Origin of the sequence: Streptomyces shenzhenensis (genome assembly GCF_003688995.1) — a bacterium.
Lineage (GTDB): Bacteria > Actinomycetota > Actinomycetes > Streptomycetales > Streptomycetaceae > Streptomyces > Streptomyces shenzhenensis_A.
The window spans coordinates 1-16570 of the sequence record NZ_PENI01000034.1; the positions used below are offsets into that span (position 1 = coordinate 1).

The following is a 16570-nucleotide window of genomic DNA, read 5'->3' on the forward strand; positions in this document are numbered from 1 at the left end:
CCGAGCACGAGGAGGCCGTCTACACCAACATCGCCTTCATGCAAGCCGTGCACGCCCGCAGCTACTCGTCTGTCTTCTCCACGCTCTCCAACACCCCGGAGATCGACGACGCCTATCGCTGGGCGGTGCACAACGACGTCCTCCAGCAGCGCTGCAAGACCGTCCTGGCGCACTACTACGGCGACGACCCGCTCAAGCGGAAGGTCGCCTCCACTCTCCTGTCCTCCCTGCTGCTGTACGCCGGCTTCTACCTCCCGCTGCACTTCTCCACCCACGCCCTGCTCACCAACACCGCCGACATGATCCGGCTGATCCTGCGCGACAAGGCCGTGCACGGCTACTACTCCGGCTACAAGTACCAGCGCGGCCTGGAGAAGCTCTCGGCCGCCGGACAGGCGGAGATGCGGGAGTTCACCCACGACCTGCTGGAGAAGCTGTACCAACTGGAGCTCCAGTACTCGGGCGAACTGTACGAGCCCTTCGGGCTGATGGACGACGTGGCCGTCTTCGTCCGCTACAACGCCGACAAGGCGCTGATGAACCTGGGTTATCCCGCCCGGTTCGGCGCGGACCGGACCGAGGTCAACCCGGAGATCCTGGCGGCGCTGTCACCGGGCGCGGACGAGAACCACGACTTCTTCTCCGGCTCCGGCTCCTCCTACGTCATGGGCAAGGCCGAGGACACCGCCGACGACGACTGGGACTTCTGAGAGGCTGACATGTCCGGCAAACCCAGCATGCTCGCTCCCCGTAACGCGTACGGCCCCCACGGCTCGTGTGTGCTGCTCAAGCACGGCGAGATCTTCCTCAAGGGCCGCAACCGCCACCGCTTCACCGAGCGACTGCACGACAACCTGCGTCTCGCACTCCGCGGCATCGGCGGCTCGACCTGGATCAAAACCGCCCAGAACGTGACTGTACTGGGCGGACAGGTGCCCCAAGAGGCGCTGCTGGAGCGGGCGCGTAGAGTGATCGGCTTCAATTCGGTGGAGCCGGCCGTGCGGGTGCCCAGCGATCTGGACGCCATCACCGCAACGGCCGTTGACGCGCTGGACGGTACACGGCACGGCATCAGTTTCGCCGTGCGGACCAAGCGTCGAGACAAGCAATTCCCGCTGACCTCGTCCCAGGTGGACGCGCACATCGGAGCCCGGGTCCTGGCCCGGGTCCCGTGGCTGCGCGTGGACCTCGCCCGGCCGGACGTCACGCTAGCGGTGGAGATCGACCGCAGGGAGACGTATCTGTCCTGGGAACGGCTCCCCGGCCTGAGCGGGCTGCCCGTCGGCTGCAGCGGTCGGGCGCTGGTGCTGCTGTCCGGGGGCTACGACTCCCCCGTGGCCGCCCACCGGGCCATGAGGCGTGGTCTGGTCTGCGACTTCGTGCACTTCAACGGAGCTCCCTACACCGATCCGTCATCCGTGTACAAGGCGTACGCCCTGGCCCGGGAGCTGAACCGCTACCAGCCGCCCGGGTCCCTGCACGTCATCGCGCTCGGCAAGGCTCAGAAGCGGCTCGCCGTGGCCGGTGCCGGACGGCTGCAGGTGGTGGCCCAGCGTCGGCTGATGGTGCGCACGGCGTCCGCGCTGGCCACCCGTACCGGCGCCGAGGCGCTGGTGACGGGTGACAGCCTGGGGCAGGTGGCCAGTCAGACGCTGGCCAACCTGGTCGCTGTGGACGATGCGGCGGCGCTGCCCGTGCTGCGGCCCCTGATCGGCTGGGAGAAGCAGGAGATCATCGACGAGGCCAGGTCGATCGGTACGGCGGAGATCTCCGTCCTGCCCGACGAGGACTGCTGCCGGCTTCTCGCCCCGCCCCGTGTCAGCACCCGGGCCGAGCTGCCCCAGCTGCGGGCGGTGGAACGGCGCATGGACCTGGCCGAAGTGATCGAAGGGCTGCTCGGCGGCGCCCAGGTCATGCGTCCCGGCGACGACGCCGCTCTGCCCGACAGGACCGCACAGTGCTCGGCGCCGGTACCCGTACTCATCTGAACCTCGTGGAGGTGGCCACCGGTCATCGGTGACCGGTGGCCCGGCGAGTACGTCGCCGCGGCTTCGGGCTGCTGTCGGCTGGGGCAGACGAGCGTGAGGGTGCCGCGAACCGGGCGGACCCGAGCAATGCCTGGATCCGGCAGCAGAGGCGATCGCCCTCCTGCTCAGACCGCCCGGCAGGGCAACCGCCGGTGCCGTCGGTGGTGCAGAGTTCGGCCCGGGCGTCTTCCAGAAGGTTGGCGGCCAGCGATAAGTCCCGGTTCAGGCCGCTCATGCGGGAGCTCTGCCCGCCGAGCTGGCGGCGGGCCAGGACGAGGCGCTCGTACTCCTCCAGTGTGAGGGCGACGGCCGGTACACCGTTCAGGACGATTCTGCGGGGCTCGAGGCGTCGGCCCACGGCAATTCCTCTCAGGTGCGAACGGCCGGGTCAGCGGGACAGGGCGCAGTCTCCACACAGGGCCCCCTTGCCGCCCGGTGCGGCACGGTAGATCAGGCAACAGCTCCGGCGCCGGAACGCTCCGCCGGGCGTCGTGGTACTCGCACCGCGCAGTGGAGACCGCTCCAGGAGGAGCGTGGTGAGGGTGCGGGTCCGCGCGGTGGCCTCCGGGCGGGACGCTGTGATCATGGTCGCCGCTCCGCTGACGGCCGAGGCGGTGTTGCCCCACAGGATGTGCCGGGAGACCGAGAACTGTCCCATGGCGTCGGCGAGTTCGCACAACGGGCCGTCAAGCAGGCGACCGTTCAGTTCGTCGGCAAGCTGCGAAAGCGAGCTTGCGACGCTGCCGCCGGCGAAGGCGTCGTCAGGCAGCGACAACGGGATCGGGCCGCCGATCACGGGCTGCCACCGCAGATCCGCGAGGTCAGGGGTGAGGACCAAACGGTGAAGCACGGCGGCAGCCAGCGCCGGGGATACCAGCCGGGCTGCCAGCCCCAAGTGTGCGACAGACGCCGCAACCCGTGTCTCGACCGCGTCAGGCGGCTGCCCGCCAGCCGCGGCCAGCCAGTCCCGTACGTCGCTCACCCGGGCTTGGAGCAACTGGCGGGAGAGTGGCTGCCAGGGCTCGGACGGCTCCCTGTCAGGCGGGTGAGCCTGCACGGCGAAGAACGGGCCGAGCGCAGTGATCTCCTCCATCACCGCGCTCACCGTAGGGCTGGTCATGCCGGGACGGGGTCCGGCTCTTGTGAGGGGGCGGCGGTATCCGGACGCACGGGCTTGAGTAGGCGTTCCGCCAGGGGCCCGAAGATCAGGCCGATGGCCGTCCAGAGGATGAGCTGCGCGCCGACCGAGTAGAAGCGGAAGGCGAACAGCACGTCGGCAGGGAAGCCCGGGAAGACGATGTTGCCCTTGGAATCCGTCAGCGGCAGCGGGGTCTCGGTGGCGTGGTTGCCGTAGTTGGCCTTGTTGTACGAGAGGTGGCCGAGCTGCGGCAGGAGCAGCATGACGATCCCGATTGCGACGAGGAATGCCGCGCCGGCGAGGAGGCTGGCGTTCCAGTTGCCGAATCGGGCCTGGAGCCGCTTGCCCAGGTAGACGGCTCCCGCGAGGAAGGCCACCGAGCAGACGACCATGATCAGGTACAGACCACTGCGCTGCTGGATAGTCTCTTCGTGGCCGATCGCGGGCGGGTTCGCCGGGTACTTCAGGAACGGCACCAGATACATGCCGAGGAAGCCGCCGCCAGCGACGAGCAGCGCCAGGTTGCGTGCTCGCAGGCCGCCGGTACGGCCCAAGCAGACGGTGTAAGCGATGGCGAACAGGGCACCCATCGCCATGCCGAAGAAGACGATGCCGGCACCGATGCCGACGTTGGCCTGGATGGTGCGGCTGAACAGGTCGGGGCCGGCGGCCTCGACGGGCAAGCCGGCCGCCTTGTCCAGGGCGTTCTGCGCGGCGTCACGGCCGCTCTCGTAGTCGATGGCCTTGGCGATCTGCGGCTCGGCGAAAATCCGCGCGAAGACGAAAGCGAGCAGACCCCCGACTGCGCCGGCGAAAACGCCGCGCAGTATGAGCTTCTTTTCCATGTCGAGTTGTCCGTACGTCCAGGTGCCGGCGAGGTCAGTGGCAGGGGAAGCCGAGGAAGTGGCGGGCGTCGTGGACGAACTCGTGCACGTGCATGTCGTTGCCGAACACCGACACGGCGCCCTGGTCGACGCCGATGAAGTAGTAGACGGCCAGCACGATCAGTGCGGTGCCGACCAGCCACAGAACAGACTTCGAGACCGGCAGGACGACCGGCGTGGACGCCGGGCGGGGGGATGTGGAAACGCCGCTCAAGGCAAGCCCTCCTTCGGGGATCGTGCGTCCCTTTGCTTATGCGGGCGGAGTGAGGGCTCAGTGTCTGACTCGCGTGCCACCTTGCGGTGGCGCGCTCACAGTGGCGCGACCGTGCTGGAATCCCACCAGCTTCCTTGTGCCATCACTACAAGGGGACCGTATGGCCCGTTTCTCCAAGCCGTCAATCAAGCCTGTGCCAAATCGAGTCCGAGCAGTGGGGCTGTGGATTCCTGCACCGAAGTGCTCAGCCGGCCGGCCAGACATGAGACTCAGGAGTGCCTTCCCGAAGCGGGCCAGCCCGCCTCGCGGGCACCGCGGCCTCGGCACAGAGGCGGGCAGGCGCTGCTCGGCATCGTCCTCTGCCCGTGTGGGAGCCGCTCCTACGAGGCCGCCGGTACCGCCCGCCGTTCCTGCCCGGCGTAGCAGGCCAGCGGGCGAATCAGGGAGTTATGGGCAAGCTGTTCGGTGATGTGGGCGGTCCAGCCGGTGATGCGGCTCATCACGAAGATCGGCGTGAAGGCCGGGATGTCGAAGCCCATCAGGTGATAGGCGAGCCCGGCAGGATAATCCAGATTCGGGTGGATGCCCTTGCGGTTGATCATGGCGTGCCGCAGAGCCGCGTGCAGCGTGGCGAGCCGGGTCACCTCGGGGTCGGCGGCACGCGCCACCAGCCGGTCGAGGGCGTCCTGCATGATCGGGACGCGGGAGTCGCCGTGTTTGTAGACACGGTGGCCGAAGCCCATGATCTTCCGCTTGGCCGCCAGCGCCTCGTCCAGCCACGCCTCTGCGCGCTGCGGGTCGCCGATCTCCAGCAACATGCTCATCACAGCCTCGTTGGCACCACCGTGCAGCGGACCCTTGAGAGCCCCGATCGCGGCGGTGACCGCGCTGTAGAGGTCAGAGAGGGTGGAGGTGACCACGCGGGCCGTGAACGTCGAGGCGTTGAAGCTGTGTTCGGCGTACAGCGTGAGCGAGATCTCGAAGCAGCGGACGACGTCCGGGTCGGGCACACTGCCGAAGCACATGTGAAAGAAGTTCTCCGCGTACCCGAGGGAGGGGTCGGGCGGGATCGGGGCGAGGCCCCGGCGGCGGCGCTGGTCGGCCGCCACGACGGTGGGCAGCTTGGCCAGCAGGGTGAGGGACTTGGCGCGGTTGGCGGCGAGAGTGCCGTCGTCCTCCGTGGGGTCCTCGGCGCCGAAGAAGCTGACGGCCGTGCGCAGCACGTCCATCGGGTGGCAGGTCTCGGGCAGCCGGGTCAGCAGCTCCAGTGCGGTGCGGTCCAGCGGGCGCAGGGCGCGCTCGCGGGCCCGGAAGTCGCGGAATTGTCCCTCGTCGGGGAGTTCGCCGTACCAGAGGAGGTAGGCGACCTCTTCAAAGGAGCGGCGGGCGGCCAGATCCTGGACCGGGTAGCCGCGGTAGGTGAGGGAGTTGGTCTCCGGGATGACGGTGGAGATCTCGGTGGTGTCGACGACGACACCGGCGAGGCCGCGGTGGATCTCGGGCGCGGAGGTGGTCATGGGTGCCTGCCTTCGGTGGGTCAGGTGCCGGTGGTCATGTGCCGGGCGGGAGGGTGAAGTCGAAGACGGCCGAGTCGAAGGCCGAGTACTCCTCGTAGCCGAGGAGTTCGTACAGCCGGGAGCGGGTCTGCATGCGCGGCAGCAGGGACTCCTGGGTGCCTTCGGTGGCGATCGTGCGCAGCCCGTCCTCGATCGCGCCCATGGCGAGGCGCAGCAGCGTCACCGGGTAGAGGGCGATGTTGTAGCCGAGGTTCTCCAGCGTTGCCGTGTCGATGAGAGGCGTCTTGCCGAACTCCGTGAGATTCGCGAGCAGGGGGACGTCGACGGCGTTGCGGAACGCCTCGTACTCGGAGACGTCCGCAAGGGCTTCGGGGAAGATCGCGTCCGCGCCGGCGTCGACGTACGCCTTCGCCCGGTCGATCGCCGCGTCCAGGCCCTCGACCGAGCGAGCGTCAGTGCGGGCCATCAGCAGAAAGTCTGTGTCCCGGCGGGCGTCGACAGCTGCGCGGACGCGACGGACCATATCCTCGCGGGGCGTGATGGTCTTGCCGTCCAGATGGCCGCACCGCTTGGGGTTGACCTGGTCCTCCAGGTGCAGCCCTGCCAGGCCGGCGTCCTCCAGGAGCTGGACGGTGCGGGCCGCGTTCATGGGCTCACCGAAGCCGGTGTCGGCGTCGATGAGGACAGGCAGGTCGGTGACACGGGTCGTCTGCTGGGCGCGGGCCGCGATCTCGGTGGAGGTGGTCAGGCCGATATCGGGCAGTCCCAGGTCAGCGGCGAGCACCGCGCCCGACAGGTAGGCCGCGTCGAAACCGGTGTCCTGGATCAGCCGGGCGGACAGCGGATTGATCGCGCCGGGGATGCGCAGCAGGCGGCCCGAGGCCAGTTGTTCGCGGAAGGTCCGGCGGCGCTCGGCGGGTGTGGTGCGCGTGTGCAGCACCATCAGAACAGTCCCTTCGGCAGGCTCGCGTCGTACGCGGCGACGGTGTCGGTGTCGACGGCCGGGAACAGGCCGTCCAGGTCGTCCGTCGACAGCTCGGCGAGGCGGGCGGCGGTGTCCAGGAACGCGTCCTGCGCGGACTGTGTGACGACGCCCTCGGCGAGCGTGCGGAACTTGCCGACGTATCCGGGGCGGTCGAAGGGGCGTGCGCCGGCCGGGTGGGCGTCGGCGACGGCGAGTTCGTCCTCGATCACCGTCCCGTCGTCCAGGGTGATCACCGCGCGTCCCCCGAAGGCACGGCGGTCCGGGTCGGGGTCGTGGTAGCGGCGCGTCCACTCCGGGTCCTCGACTGTCGTGATCTTCCGCCACAGCTCGACGGTCTTCGGGCGCTGGGCGCGCTCGGGGACGTAGGAGCGCGCGTGGTGCCAGGTGCCGTCCTCCAGCGCAACGGCGAAGATGTACGGCACCGAGTGGTCGAGCGTCTCCCGGCTGGCGGTCGGGTCGTACTTCTGGGGATCGTTCGCACCCGAGCCGATCACATGGTGGGTGTGGTGGCTGGTGTGCAGGACGATCGAGCGCACGCGGTCCAGGGGACCGGTCTTCTCACGCAGACGCCGGGCGAGATCGATGATCGCCTGGGCCTGGTACTCGGCGGAGTGCTCTTTGGTGTAGGTGTCGAGGATCGCGCGACGCGGCGCGCCCGCCTCCGGGAGGAGGATCTTGTAGTCGGACTCCGGGCCGTTCAGCATCCAGGCGAGGAAGCCGTCCTCGCCCTCGTAGACCGGCGACGGGGACGTTTCGCCCCGCATCGCCCGGTCGACGGCCTCGATCGCGGCCTTGCCTGCGAAGGCGGGCGCGTACGCCTTCCAGCTGGAGATCTCGCCTTTGCGGGACTGCCGGGTCGCGGTGGTGGTGTGCACGGCCTGCTGGATGGCCTGGTACACCGTCTCGGTCGGCAGCCGCAGCATCGCTCCCAGTCCGCCCGCGGTGGCGGCGCTGAGATGGGCCACGTGGTCGATGCGGTGCTCGTGCAGGCAGATGCCCTTGACCAGCGCGACATGGATTTCGTACGCGGCGATGACCCCGCGCAGCAGGTCGATGCCGGTGCGGCCGGTGTGCTGGGCCACGGCGAGCAGCGGCGGGATGTTGTCGCCGGGGTGGGAGTAGTCGGCGGCCAGGTAGGTGTCGTGGAAGTCCAGCTCTCGGACGGCAGTGCCGTTCGCCCAGGCGGCCCACTCCGGGGAGACCCGGGAGCGGCTGCCGAGGACGGATGCGCCAGGGGTGCCGCCACGGTGGGCGGTGGCCTGGGCACGAGCCACAGCTACCGGGCGGCGCAGCAGGGACGCGACGGCCACCGAGGCGTTGTCGATCACTCGGTTGACCGCCATGGCGGTACTGTCGGCGTCCAGTTCCTCGGTGCCGGTGGCCGCAGCGGCCAGCTTCCAGGCGAGCTGCTCCTCGCGCGGAAGCCGGGCGGCGCTGGGGTGGACACGGACGTGGTGCTCGATCACGGGACTCCTCGCGCGGTGCGGACGATCCTTGTCAGTGCTGACGTGATCGACAGTGCCCGCTCAGGGGCTGCCCGGCCACCTCTCCAATCTGCGGAATTCATACATCCCGGAGCTGCGAATCTGCGAAATCTGCGAAGAACGCGGATGCTATGTTCGCAAGCAGCCCCTACCGGAATGTCCCCCACTTCCCGGCTTGCGACAAGGATGTGCGCCATGCCACGAGGAGCAGCCGACCGCAAGGTCTACGCCCACGCGAAGCTACGCCGGCTGCGCCGTGAGCACGGCATGAACCAGGTGGACATGGCCCGTGCTCTCGGTATCTCCACCAGCTACGCCAACCAGATCGAGCAGAGCCAGCGTCCGCTGACCGCGTCCGTTCTGCTGCGGGTCGCGGAGGTCTTCGGGGTCGACGCGGAGTTCTTCTCCGAGGCCGACGAGGACCGGCTTGCCGCCGATCTGCGGGCCGCGGTCGCCGACGAGGCGTGCGGGGTGGCGTCACTCGCCCCCGAGGAGATTACCGAGGCAGCCCGCGATCATCCTGACGTGGCGCGCGCCCTGGTCGCCCTGCACCGCCGCTACCGCGACACGGTCGAACAGGCCGCCGCCCTGGGGTCCCCGGGACCGGCCGGCGGTCTGCTGCCTCCCGCCGAGCCGCACGACGAGGTACGGGACTTCTTCTACGCCCACCACAACCACTTCGAACCGCTCGACACCGAAGCCGAACGGACCGTCGGCACACTCGACCTGCGTCCGGGCAAAGCCGCCGACCCGCTGGCGGCGCTGCTCGCCGAGCGCCACCACGTCCGCGTCGTCCAGGCCGCACCGGGACGGGCCGGGGACGCGCGGCGCTTCGCTCCCGAAACCGGGCTTCTGTTCCTCTCCCCCTGGCTCAGCGACGGCCAGCGCGCCTTCCAGCTCGCCACTCAGCTCGCCCTGCTGGAGCACGGCCCGCTCCTCGACCAGCTGGCGGACAGCGCCACACAGCTGACCTCGCCGGAGTCACCGGCCCTTGCCCGTATCGGACTGGCGAACTATTTCGCGGGCGCGCTCCTCATGCCGTACACCGCGTTCCACACCGTGGCCGAAGAGGTGCGCTACGACATCGAGCTGCTCTCCGCACGCTTCGGCGTCGGGTTCGAGACGGTCTGCCACCGGCTGAGCACCCTCCAGCGCACGGGACGGCGAGGAGTACCGTTCTCCTTCCTGCGCGTCGACCGGGCCGGGAACATCTCCAAGCGGCAGTCCGCGACCGACTTCCACTTCTCCCGGCTCGGCGGCACCTGCCCTCTGTGGACGGTGTACGAGGCGTTCTCCGCACCCGGCAGGATCCTCACCCAGGTCGCCGAAATGCCGGACGGCAAACGGTACTTCTGGGTCGCACGCACCATCACGCGAGGGGGCTTCGGCCATCACGCCCCGCGCGCCGAGTTCGCCGTCGCCCTCGGCTGCGAATTGCGCCACGCTCACCGGCTCGTCTACGCCGAAGGTGTCGCCCTCGACGACCCCCGCGCCGTCACCCCGATCGGTCTCGGCTGCCGGATCTGCGAGCGCCGCGACTGCGTGCAACGGGCCCGTCCACCGGCGGGCGGGCGTCTGGCCGTCGATCCCGACCGGCGCACCTACGTGCCGTATCCGGTGGAGAGCACCGTGGGGTGACGGCGCCGGATCTCTCAGGGAGATGTCCAGCGGCGCCGACGCAATGGTTTGCGTTCAGCGGTGGCGGAAGCCGGGTGAACGCTTGTCGGCGAAGGCGGCCATGCCCTCCTTCTGGTCGGCGGTGGCGAACACCGCGTGGAACAGGCGGCGTTCAAATCGGACGCCCTCGGCGAGCGTCGTCTCAAAGGCCCTGCCGACTGCTTCCTTGGCCATCATCGCCACCGGCAGCGACATGCCCGCGACGGTCTCGGCTACCGCCAGCGCCTCCCCGACCAGCTCGTCGGCGGGCACGACCCGCGAGACCAGCCCGGCCCGCTCGGCCTCGGAGGCGTCCATGGTGCGCCCGGTCAGGCACAGTTCCATGGCCTTGGCCTTGCCCACCGCCCGGGTCAGCCGCTGAGAGCCGCCGATACCGGGGATCACCGCGAGCTTGATCTCCGGCTGCCCGAAGACGGCGGTGTCGGCGGCGAGCAGGATGTCGCAGAGCATGGCCAACTCACAGCCTCCGCCCAGGGCGTAGCCAGCGACGGCCGCGACGGTCGGGGTCCGCAACTGTCCGAGCCGGTCCCAGGCGGTGAACCAGTCGGCGAGGTACATGTCCATGTACCCCTGTGGCTGCATCTCCTTGATGTCGGCGCCGGCCGCGAAGGCCTTCTGCGAGCCGGTGATGACGATGCAGCCACAGTCCGGGTCCCGGTCGAGGGCCTCGGTGGCGGCCACGACCTCGTTCATCACCTGGAGGTTCAGCGCGTTGAGCGCCTTCGGCCGGTTCAGAGTGAGCAGGGCGGTGCGGCCCTTGCGTTCGACCAGGATGGTTTCATAGTCGGTGGTCACGTGGCTTCTCCACTCCGGTTCCTGATGGTTCGTACGATGCCCGAGAAGTCCTCCGAGTCACCGACGCGTTCGGCGTAATCCGCGTACAGTTCGGCCGCGCGGAGGCCGAGTTCCGCGTGCACGCCGCCCTCGTGGACGGCGTTGGCGGCCAGGCCCAGGTCCTTGGCCATCAGGGAGGCGGCGAAGCCAGGCCGGTAGTCACGGTTTGCGGGGCTGGTCGGCACTGGTCCGGGGACCGGACAGTTGACACTGAGGGCCCAGCACTGTCCGGAGGCCGTGGAGGCCACGTCGTACAGCGCCTGGTGGGACAGGCCGAGGCTCTCGCCGAGGACGAACGCCTCACTGACGGCGATCATGGAGACGCCGAGGATCATGTTGTTGCAGACCTTGGCGGCCTGTCCGGCACCCGGTCCGCCGCAGTGCACGGCTTTGTTGCCCATGGCCTCCAGCAGGGGGCGCGCCTCGGCGAACTCGCGTTCGCCCCCACCTGCCATGAAGGTCAGCGTGGCGGCCTCGGCACCGACCACCCCGCCGGACACAGGCGCGTCCAGGGCACGCTTCCCGGCGGCGAGGGCTCGCTCATGAGCCGTGCGTGCGTCGGCGACGTCGATGGTGGAGCAGTCGACGAACAGGGTGCCGGGGCGGGCGACCGCCAGGATGTCGTCGTAGAGGCCCAGGACATGGCGTCCGGCGGGCAGCATGCTGATGACCACGTCGGCGCCGGCGACGGCCTCGGGCGCGGACGCGGCGGGCTCGACGCCGGTCCCGGCGGCGGCCTCCACAGCTGCGGTGACCAGGTCGTGGCCGATCACCCGGTGGCCGGTCTTGATCAGATTGGCGGCCATCGGGCCGCCCATGTGTCCGAGTCCGATGAACGCGACGGTCCGGCTCACCAGACCACCTCCTCGGCGGTGTCGGATACGACGGCGAGGCCGAGTTCGCGCTCGCCGAGAGGGGTGAAGAAGCGCTCGACGTCCGCGTCGGTGACCTCGACGAGGGTCGGCGGCGACCAGCTGGGATCGCGGTCCTTGTCGATGACCTGGGCGCGGATACCCTCCACCAGGTCGGGGCTGCGCAGGCAGGCGCAGGAGATGCGGTACTCCTGGTCGAGGACCCGCTCCAGCGGGCCGAGCCGGCGGGCGCGGCGCAGCGCGGCCAGGGTGACCTTGAGGGCGGTCGGGGACTTGGCGAGCAGGTTTTCGGCGGTCTCCTTGGCGGCCGGGGCGCCCTGGGCGAGGAGCCGCTGGACGATCTCCTCGACGGTGTCCGCGGAGAAGCAGCCGTCGATCCAGTCCTGTCGACGGGCCAGTGCCCCCGGCGGCGGGTCCTGGACATGACGCCCGAGAGCCTCGCGTACCGGCAGCCGGGCAAGGTCGTCGACGAAGGACCTGAGCGAGGCCGAGGGCACGCAGTAGTCGGCGAGCCCGCACAGCAGGGCGTCCGCGGCGCCGATCGGCGCGCCCGTCAGGGCGAGGTGGGTACCCAGTTCTCCGGGGGCGAGGGCGAGCAGGTAGGTGCCGCCGACGTCGGGGACGAAGCCGATGCCGGTTTCGGGCATGGCGATCCTGGACCGTTCGGTGACGATGCGGACGCTGCCGTGCGCGGAGACGCCGACGCCGCCGCCCATGACGATGCCGTCCATCACAGCGACGTACGGCTTCGGATAGCGGGCGATGCGGGCGTTGAGGCGGTACTCGTCACGCCAGAAGGCGGCCGAGGCGGTTCCGTCGCCGTCGCGGGCGTCGTCGTGAATGGCTCGGATGTCACCGCCGGCACACAGACCGCGCTCCCCCTCGCCGGTGATGACGACGGTCTCGACGGCCGGATCGTGCTCCCACTCCATGAGCGCCTCGTCGATGCGGAGCACCATGTCATGGGTGAGGGAGTTCAGGGCCTTGGGGCGGTTGAGGGTGATGTGGGCGGCGTGGCCGTCCGTACGGAACAGAACGTCGCTCATCCGAACGCCTCCGTCAGACCGCGGGCCACGATGACACGCATGATCTCGTTGGTTCCTTCCAGGATCTGGTGGACACGCAGGTCGCGGACGATCTTCTCGATGCCGTACTCACTGAGGTAGCCGTAGCCGCCGTGGAGCTGGAGCGCGCGGTCGGCGACCGAGTAGCCGGTGTCGGTGGCGAACCTCTTCGCCATCGCACACAGGTACGGCGCCTGTGGATCGCCCCGGTCGAGTGCCTGCGCGGCCTGCTGGACCAGGGCCCGGGCGGCGGCGAGTTCGGTCGCCATGTCCGCGAGCCGGAAACGCAGGGCCTGGGCGTCGAGGAGGCGTTGTCCGAACGCCTCCCGGTCGGCGAGGTGGGTCAGGCTGCGGTCGAGAGCACTGCGGGCGCCGCCCAGGGAGCAGGCGGCGATGCCGAGCCGGCCACCATTGAGGCCGTTCATGGCGATACGGAAGCCTTCGCCCTCACGGCCGAGGAGCCGGTCGGCGGGCAGGCGGACGCCGTCCAGGACGACCTGGCGGGTCGGCTGGGCGTTCCAGCCCATCTTCCGCTCGTTCGGCCCGAAGGCGAGACCGGGGTCGTCCTTGTCGACGACGAACGCAGAGACGCCGTCGGCGCCCTCGCCACCGGTGCGGGCCATCACGACGTACAGCTGGGAGGCCCCGGCACCGGAGATGAACTGCTTGACGCCGGTGAGCACCCAGCCGTCACCGTCCCGTACGGCACGGCTCGTCAGGGCCGCCGCGTCCGAACCGGCGCCCGGCTCGGTCAGGCAGTAGCTGGCCAGGTCCTCCATGGCGCACAGACGCGGCAGCCACCGCTCGCGCTGGGCGTCGTCGCCGTAGCGGTCGATCATCCAGGCGACCATGTTGTGGATGGAGAGGTAACCCGCGATGGACGGGCAGCCGGAGGCGAGGGTCTCGAAGACGAGGACGCCGTCGGAGCGGGTGAGGCCGCTGCCGCCGGACGCCTCGCGGACGTAGACGCCGCCGAGGCCGAGCCCGGCGGCCTTGCGCAGGACGTCGACGGGGAAGTGCTTGTCCCGGTCCCAGTCCAGGGCGTGCGGAGCAAGGTGGTCCTGGGCGAAGTCGAGAGTGGTCTCCACGAGGGCCTGCTGGTCCTCGGTGAGCAGGGTGCTGGTCATGATCGCTCAACCCATCGTGGGGATGGTGAAGCTCGCGCCCTCGCGCAGACCGGCGGGCCAGCGGGAAGTCACCGTCTTCGTACGGGTGTAGAAGCGGATGGCGTCCGGTCCGTGCTGGTTGAGGTCACCGAATCCGGACCGCTTCCACCCGCCGAAGGTGTGGTAAGCCACCGGTACCGGGATGGGTACGTTGACGCCGACCATGCCGGTGTTCACGCGACGGGTGAAGTCACGGGCGGTGTCTCCGTCGCGGGTGAAGATCGCGACGCCGTTGCCGTAGAGGTGCTCGCTGGGCAGACGCAGGGCCTCCTCGTAATCGGCGGCCCTGACGACGGACAGCACCGGTCCGAAGATCTCCTCCTGGTAGATGCGCATGGAAGGAGTCACCCGGTCGAAGAGGGAGGCTCCGGCGAAGAAGCCGTTCTCATGCCCCTCCAGGACGAAATCCCTCCCGTCCACGACGAGGTCGGCACCCTCCTCGACGCCGAGGTCAACGTAGGAGCGGACCCGGTCGACAGCGTCCTGGCCGACCAGGGGGCCGAAGTCGGCCTCGGGGTCGTCGCTACGGCCGATCCGCAGCGCACCGATGCGCTTCTTCAGCCGGGCCACGAGCGCGTCGGCAGTGTCCTCGCCCACCGGGACGGCGACGGAGATCGCCATGCAGCGCTCACCGGCCGAGCCGTACCCGGCACCGATCAGGGCGTCCACGGCCTGGTCGAGGTCGGCGTCCGGCATCACGATCATGTGGTTCTTGGCACCACCAAAGCACTGGGCGCGCTTGCCGCGGGCGGCGGCGGTGGCGTAGACGTGCGCGGCGATCGAGGTGGAGCCGACGAAGCCGAGCGCCGCCACGCGAGGATCTTCCAGGAGGGTGTCGACGGTCTCTCGGGCACCATTGACGACGTTGAGGACGCCGGGCGGCAGTCCCGCCTCCAGGAACAGTTCGGCGAGCCGCAGCGGGACGGACGGGTCGCGCTCCGACGGCTTGAGAATGAAGGCGTTGCCGCAGGCCAAGGCAGGTGCGGCTTTCCACAGGGGGATCATCGCGGGGAAGTTGAACGGCGTGATGCCGGCGACCACGCCGAGCGGGGCGCGCAGCGAGTGGACGTCGATGCCGGTACCGGCGTTGTCGGTGAACTCGCCCTTGAGCAGATGCGGGATGCCCGTGGCGAACTCGACGACCTCCAGGCCGCGCTGGAGGTCGCCGTGCGCGTCGGCGACCGTCTTGCCGTGCTCGGCGGACAGCAGCCGGGCCAGCGTGTCCTTCTCCTGCTCCACCAGTTGCAGGAACCTCATCAGAACGCGGGCGCGGCGCTGCGGGTTCCACTCCCCCCACCCACGCTGCGCCTGGCCGGCGTCGGCGATCGCCGCCTCGGTCTCGGCGCGGTTCGCGAGGGGCACCAGGGCTTGGACCTCGCCGGTGTTGGGGTCGTACACCTCGCCATAGGCCCCGGATGTCCCCGGGGTGTGCTTGCCGCCGACGAAGTGCGTCAACTCGCGCACGGAGGCGCGTTCGTGCTCTCGGATCATGACTGCCTGCTCTCGTCAGGAGGGATCCGGGGATGGCGCGCCGGTCCCGCACACGGACGCGGGTGGCGTACGGGTGCCGGGGGCGCGAGATCGCGTATGGCCGGAGCCCCGTCAGACGGCGGGCTCACCAGGGCCGTGGGTACACACCGGTGCCATGCGTGTCAGCTCCATCCTCGTGGACAACACGGAACATCCCGCGGCCGGTATCCTGACTCCCGGATCAGCGCGCGCCGTCCGCCTTCCCGACATCCAGCTCGTCAGTGGCGTCCTGCTCGACGGCACACTCCCCGGTCACAGTGGCGGGACCGTGCCGGATTCACACCGGCTTCCCTGCACCGCGGGCCTTGTACTCGGACTATATAGTTGGACGTCCTAGCAAATCCAGTACTGACGGCCGTGTCCTCAGAACTTGGCTGGTCAGCGGGGTTCGGAATCGGCCGTTCGGGGCCCGGCGAAGCGCACCGATGCACGGAATCGCGCCTTGCGCGCCGCCCGCCGGAAGGTGGTCAGCACCGCTGGGCCGGCCAGCAGGATGCACACGAAGTTGGTGACGGCCCGGCCGGTGTCCCAGCCGAGGGACGTGGCGAGGTCGAAGGCGAGGTAGCGCTGCCACTGCTCGGTGAAGGGCAGTCCGGGCAGGTAGGCGATGGAACTGTTCGGGTCCAGGGAGAACGGCCAGAAGGAGAGGTTGAGGAGGAAGCCGAAGAGGTAGCCGGACACGGAACCGTAGACAGCCAGCATGAGCACCTCGCGTCGGCCGGTCGCCCGGGGAAGGAACCCGGCGAGCATGCCGACGAACGCGCAGCCGAACATCTGGTAGGGCATCCACGGCCCGACCCCGCCGGTGATGAGCGCGGAGGCGAACAGCGAGGTGCAGCCGAGGGTGAAGCCGAAGCCGGCGCCGTAGACGCGGCCGGCCAGGACCAGGACGAAGAAGACGGTCTCGATACCGGCGGTTCCGGCACCCAGGGGGCGCAGAGCGGCGTTGACGGCGGACAGAACGCCCAGCATGGCCAGGGCCTTGGAATCGATGCCGCCCTCGGCGATCTCCGACAGCACCACGCACAGGACGAGCACCAGCAGCACGCCGAAGATGAGCGGGGGTGCGTAGTTGGAGCCGAACTTCCCTGGTGCGACGAGGAAAGGCCAGAAGAACGCGACAACACCGAGGAACGCGGCCAGTGTCATGACGACTCCGACGCGTGAGGTCAGGCGGA

Annotated in this window: 15 protein-coding genes and 2 riboswitches; of the genes, 3 read left to right on the plus strand and 12 right to left on the minus strand. The window is 69.6% G+C overall.

From position 1 onward, the window contains the following. Positions 1–710, plus strand: a 710-nt coding sequence (locus tag CTZ28_RS36515) for a ribonucleotide-diphosphate reductase subunit beta (RefSeq protein WP_121894050.1), incomplete at its 5' end; no start/stop codon positions are given. A 9-nt stretch (positions 711–719) separates the two neighbouring features. Then, positions 720–1988 carry a tRNA uracil 4-sulfurtransferase ThiI gene (gene thiI / locus CTZ28_RS36520; protein WP_121894051.1) on the plus strand — a complete coding sequence of 423 codons (1269 nt, stop codon included), beginning with the start codon at positions 720–722 and terminating at the stop codon, positions 1986–1988. Positions 1989–2415: 427 nt separating this feature from the next. Here the strand turns inward: thiI and CTZ28_RS36530 are convergent, their stop codons facing one another. The 6 genes from CTZ28_RS36530 to CTZ28_RS36555 form a co-directional block, all read right to left on the minus strand. Continuing rightward, positions 2416–3147: a (2Fe-2S)-binding protein gene (locus CTZ28_RS36530; protein ID WP_220795508.1), complete on the minus strand. Its 732-nt coding sequence runs from the start codon at positions 3145–3147 to the stop codon at positions 2416–2418. Beyond that, positions 3144–4010, minus strand: coding sequence for a CbtA family protein (locus CTZ28_RS36535; protein WP_121894053.1), 867 nt, complete (start codon positions 4008–4010; stop codon positions 3144–3146). Before CTZ28_RS36535 ends, CTZ28_RS36530 begins: the two co-directional genes overlap by 4 nt. A gap of 34 nt (positions 4011–4044) precedes the next feature. Continuing rightward, positions 4045–4263 carry a CbtB domain-containing protein gene (locus CTZ28_RS36540; protein WP_121894054.1) on the minus strand — a complete coding sequence of 73 codons (219 nt, stop codon included), beginning with the start codon at positions 4261–4263 and terminating at the stop codon, positions 4045–4047. Continuing rightward, positions 4247–4439, minus strand: a riboswitch (cobalamin riboswitch). (Overlaps the previous gene by 17 nt.) A 204-nt stretch (positions 4440–4643) precedes the next feature. Next, on the minus strand, positions 4644–5780 hold the full coding sequence (locus CTZ28_RS36545) for a bifunctional 2-methylcitrate synthase/citrate synthase (protein ID WP_121894055.1): 1137 nt from the start codon (positions 5778–5780) through the stop codon (positions 4644–4646). A gap of 34 nt (positions 5781–5814) precedes the next feature. Further along, positions 5815–6720 (minus strand): methylisocitrate lyase, encoded by a 906-nt coding sequence (gene prpB / locus CTZ28_RS36550; RefSeq protein WP_121894134.1) that lies wholly within the window; start codon positions 6718–6720, stop codon positions 5815–5817. Between the two features lie 2 nt (positions 6721–6722). Then, positions 6723–8231 (minus strand): MmgE/PrpD family protein, encoded by a 1509-nt coding sequence (locus CTZ28_RS36555; protein ID WP_121894056.1) that lies wholly within the window; start codon positions 8229–8231, stop codon positions 6723–6725. Positions 8232–8444: 213 nt separating this feature from the next. Here CTZ28_RS36555 and CTZ28_RS36560 point away from each other — a divergent pair, with 213 nt between their 5' ends. Further along, positions 8445–9887: a short-chain fatty acyl-CoA regulator family protein gene (locus CTZ28_RS36560; RefSeq protein WP_121894057.1), complete on the plus strand. Its 1443-nt coding sequence runs from the start codon at positions 8445–8447 to the stop codon at positions 9885–9887. A gap of 54 nt (positions 9888–9941) precedes the next feature. Here CTZ28_RS36560 and CTZ28_RS36565 read toward each other — a convergent pair whose 3' ends face one another. From CTZ28_RS36565 to CTZ28_RS36590, 6 genes are all read right to left on the minus strand, one after another. After that, on the minus strand, positions 9942–10721 hold the full coding sequence (locus tag CTZ28_RS36565; protein ID WP_121894058.1) for an enoyl-CoA hydratase: 780 nt from the start codon (positions 10719–10721) through the stop codon (positions 9942–9944). After that, on the minus strand, positions 10718–11614 hold the full coding sequence (gene mmsB, locus CTZ28_RS36570) for a 3-hydroxyisobutyrate dehydrogenase (RefSeq protein ID WP_121894059.1): 897 nt from the start codon (positions 11612–11614) through the stop codon (positions 10718–10720). Before mmsB ends, CTZ28_RS36565 begins: the two co-directional genes overlap by 4 nt. Further along, entirely contained in the window at positions 11611–12678 is a 1068-nt protein-coding gene (locus CTZ28_RS36575) for an enoyl-CoA hydratase/isomerase family protein (protein WP_121894060.1), read from the minus strand. The genes mmsB and CTZ28_RS36575 overlap by 4 nt, the downstream gene beginning before the upstream one ends. Then, on the minus strand, positions 12675–13823 hold the full coding sequence (locus CTZ28_RS36580; RefSeq protein WP_121894061.1) for an acyl-CoA dehydrogenase family protein: 1149 nt from the start codon (positions 13821–13823) through the stop codon (positions 12675–12677). The genes CTZ28_RS36575 and CTZ28_RS36580 overlap by 4 nt, the downstream gene beginning before the upstream one ends. Positions 13824–13829: 6 nt before the next feature. After that, positions 13830–15353, minus strand: a complete 1524-nt coding sequence (locus CTZ28_RS36585) for a CoA-acylating methylmalonate-semialdehyde dehydrogenase (protein ID WP_121894062.1) — start codon at positions 15351–15353, stop codon at positions 13830–13832. Positions 15354–15534: 181 nt separating this feature from the next. After that, a riboswitch (cobalamin riboswitch) is annotated at positions 15535–15708 on the minus strand. Positions 15709–15770: 62 nt separating this feature from the next. Continuing rightward, positions 15771–16541, minus strand: a complete 771-nt coding sequence (locus tag CTZ28_RS36590; RefSeq protein ID WP_259471985.1) for an ECF transporter S component family protein — start codon at positions 16539–16541, stop codon at positions 15771–15773. Between the last annotated feature and the right edge of the window lie 29 nt (positions 16542–16570).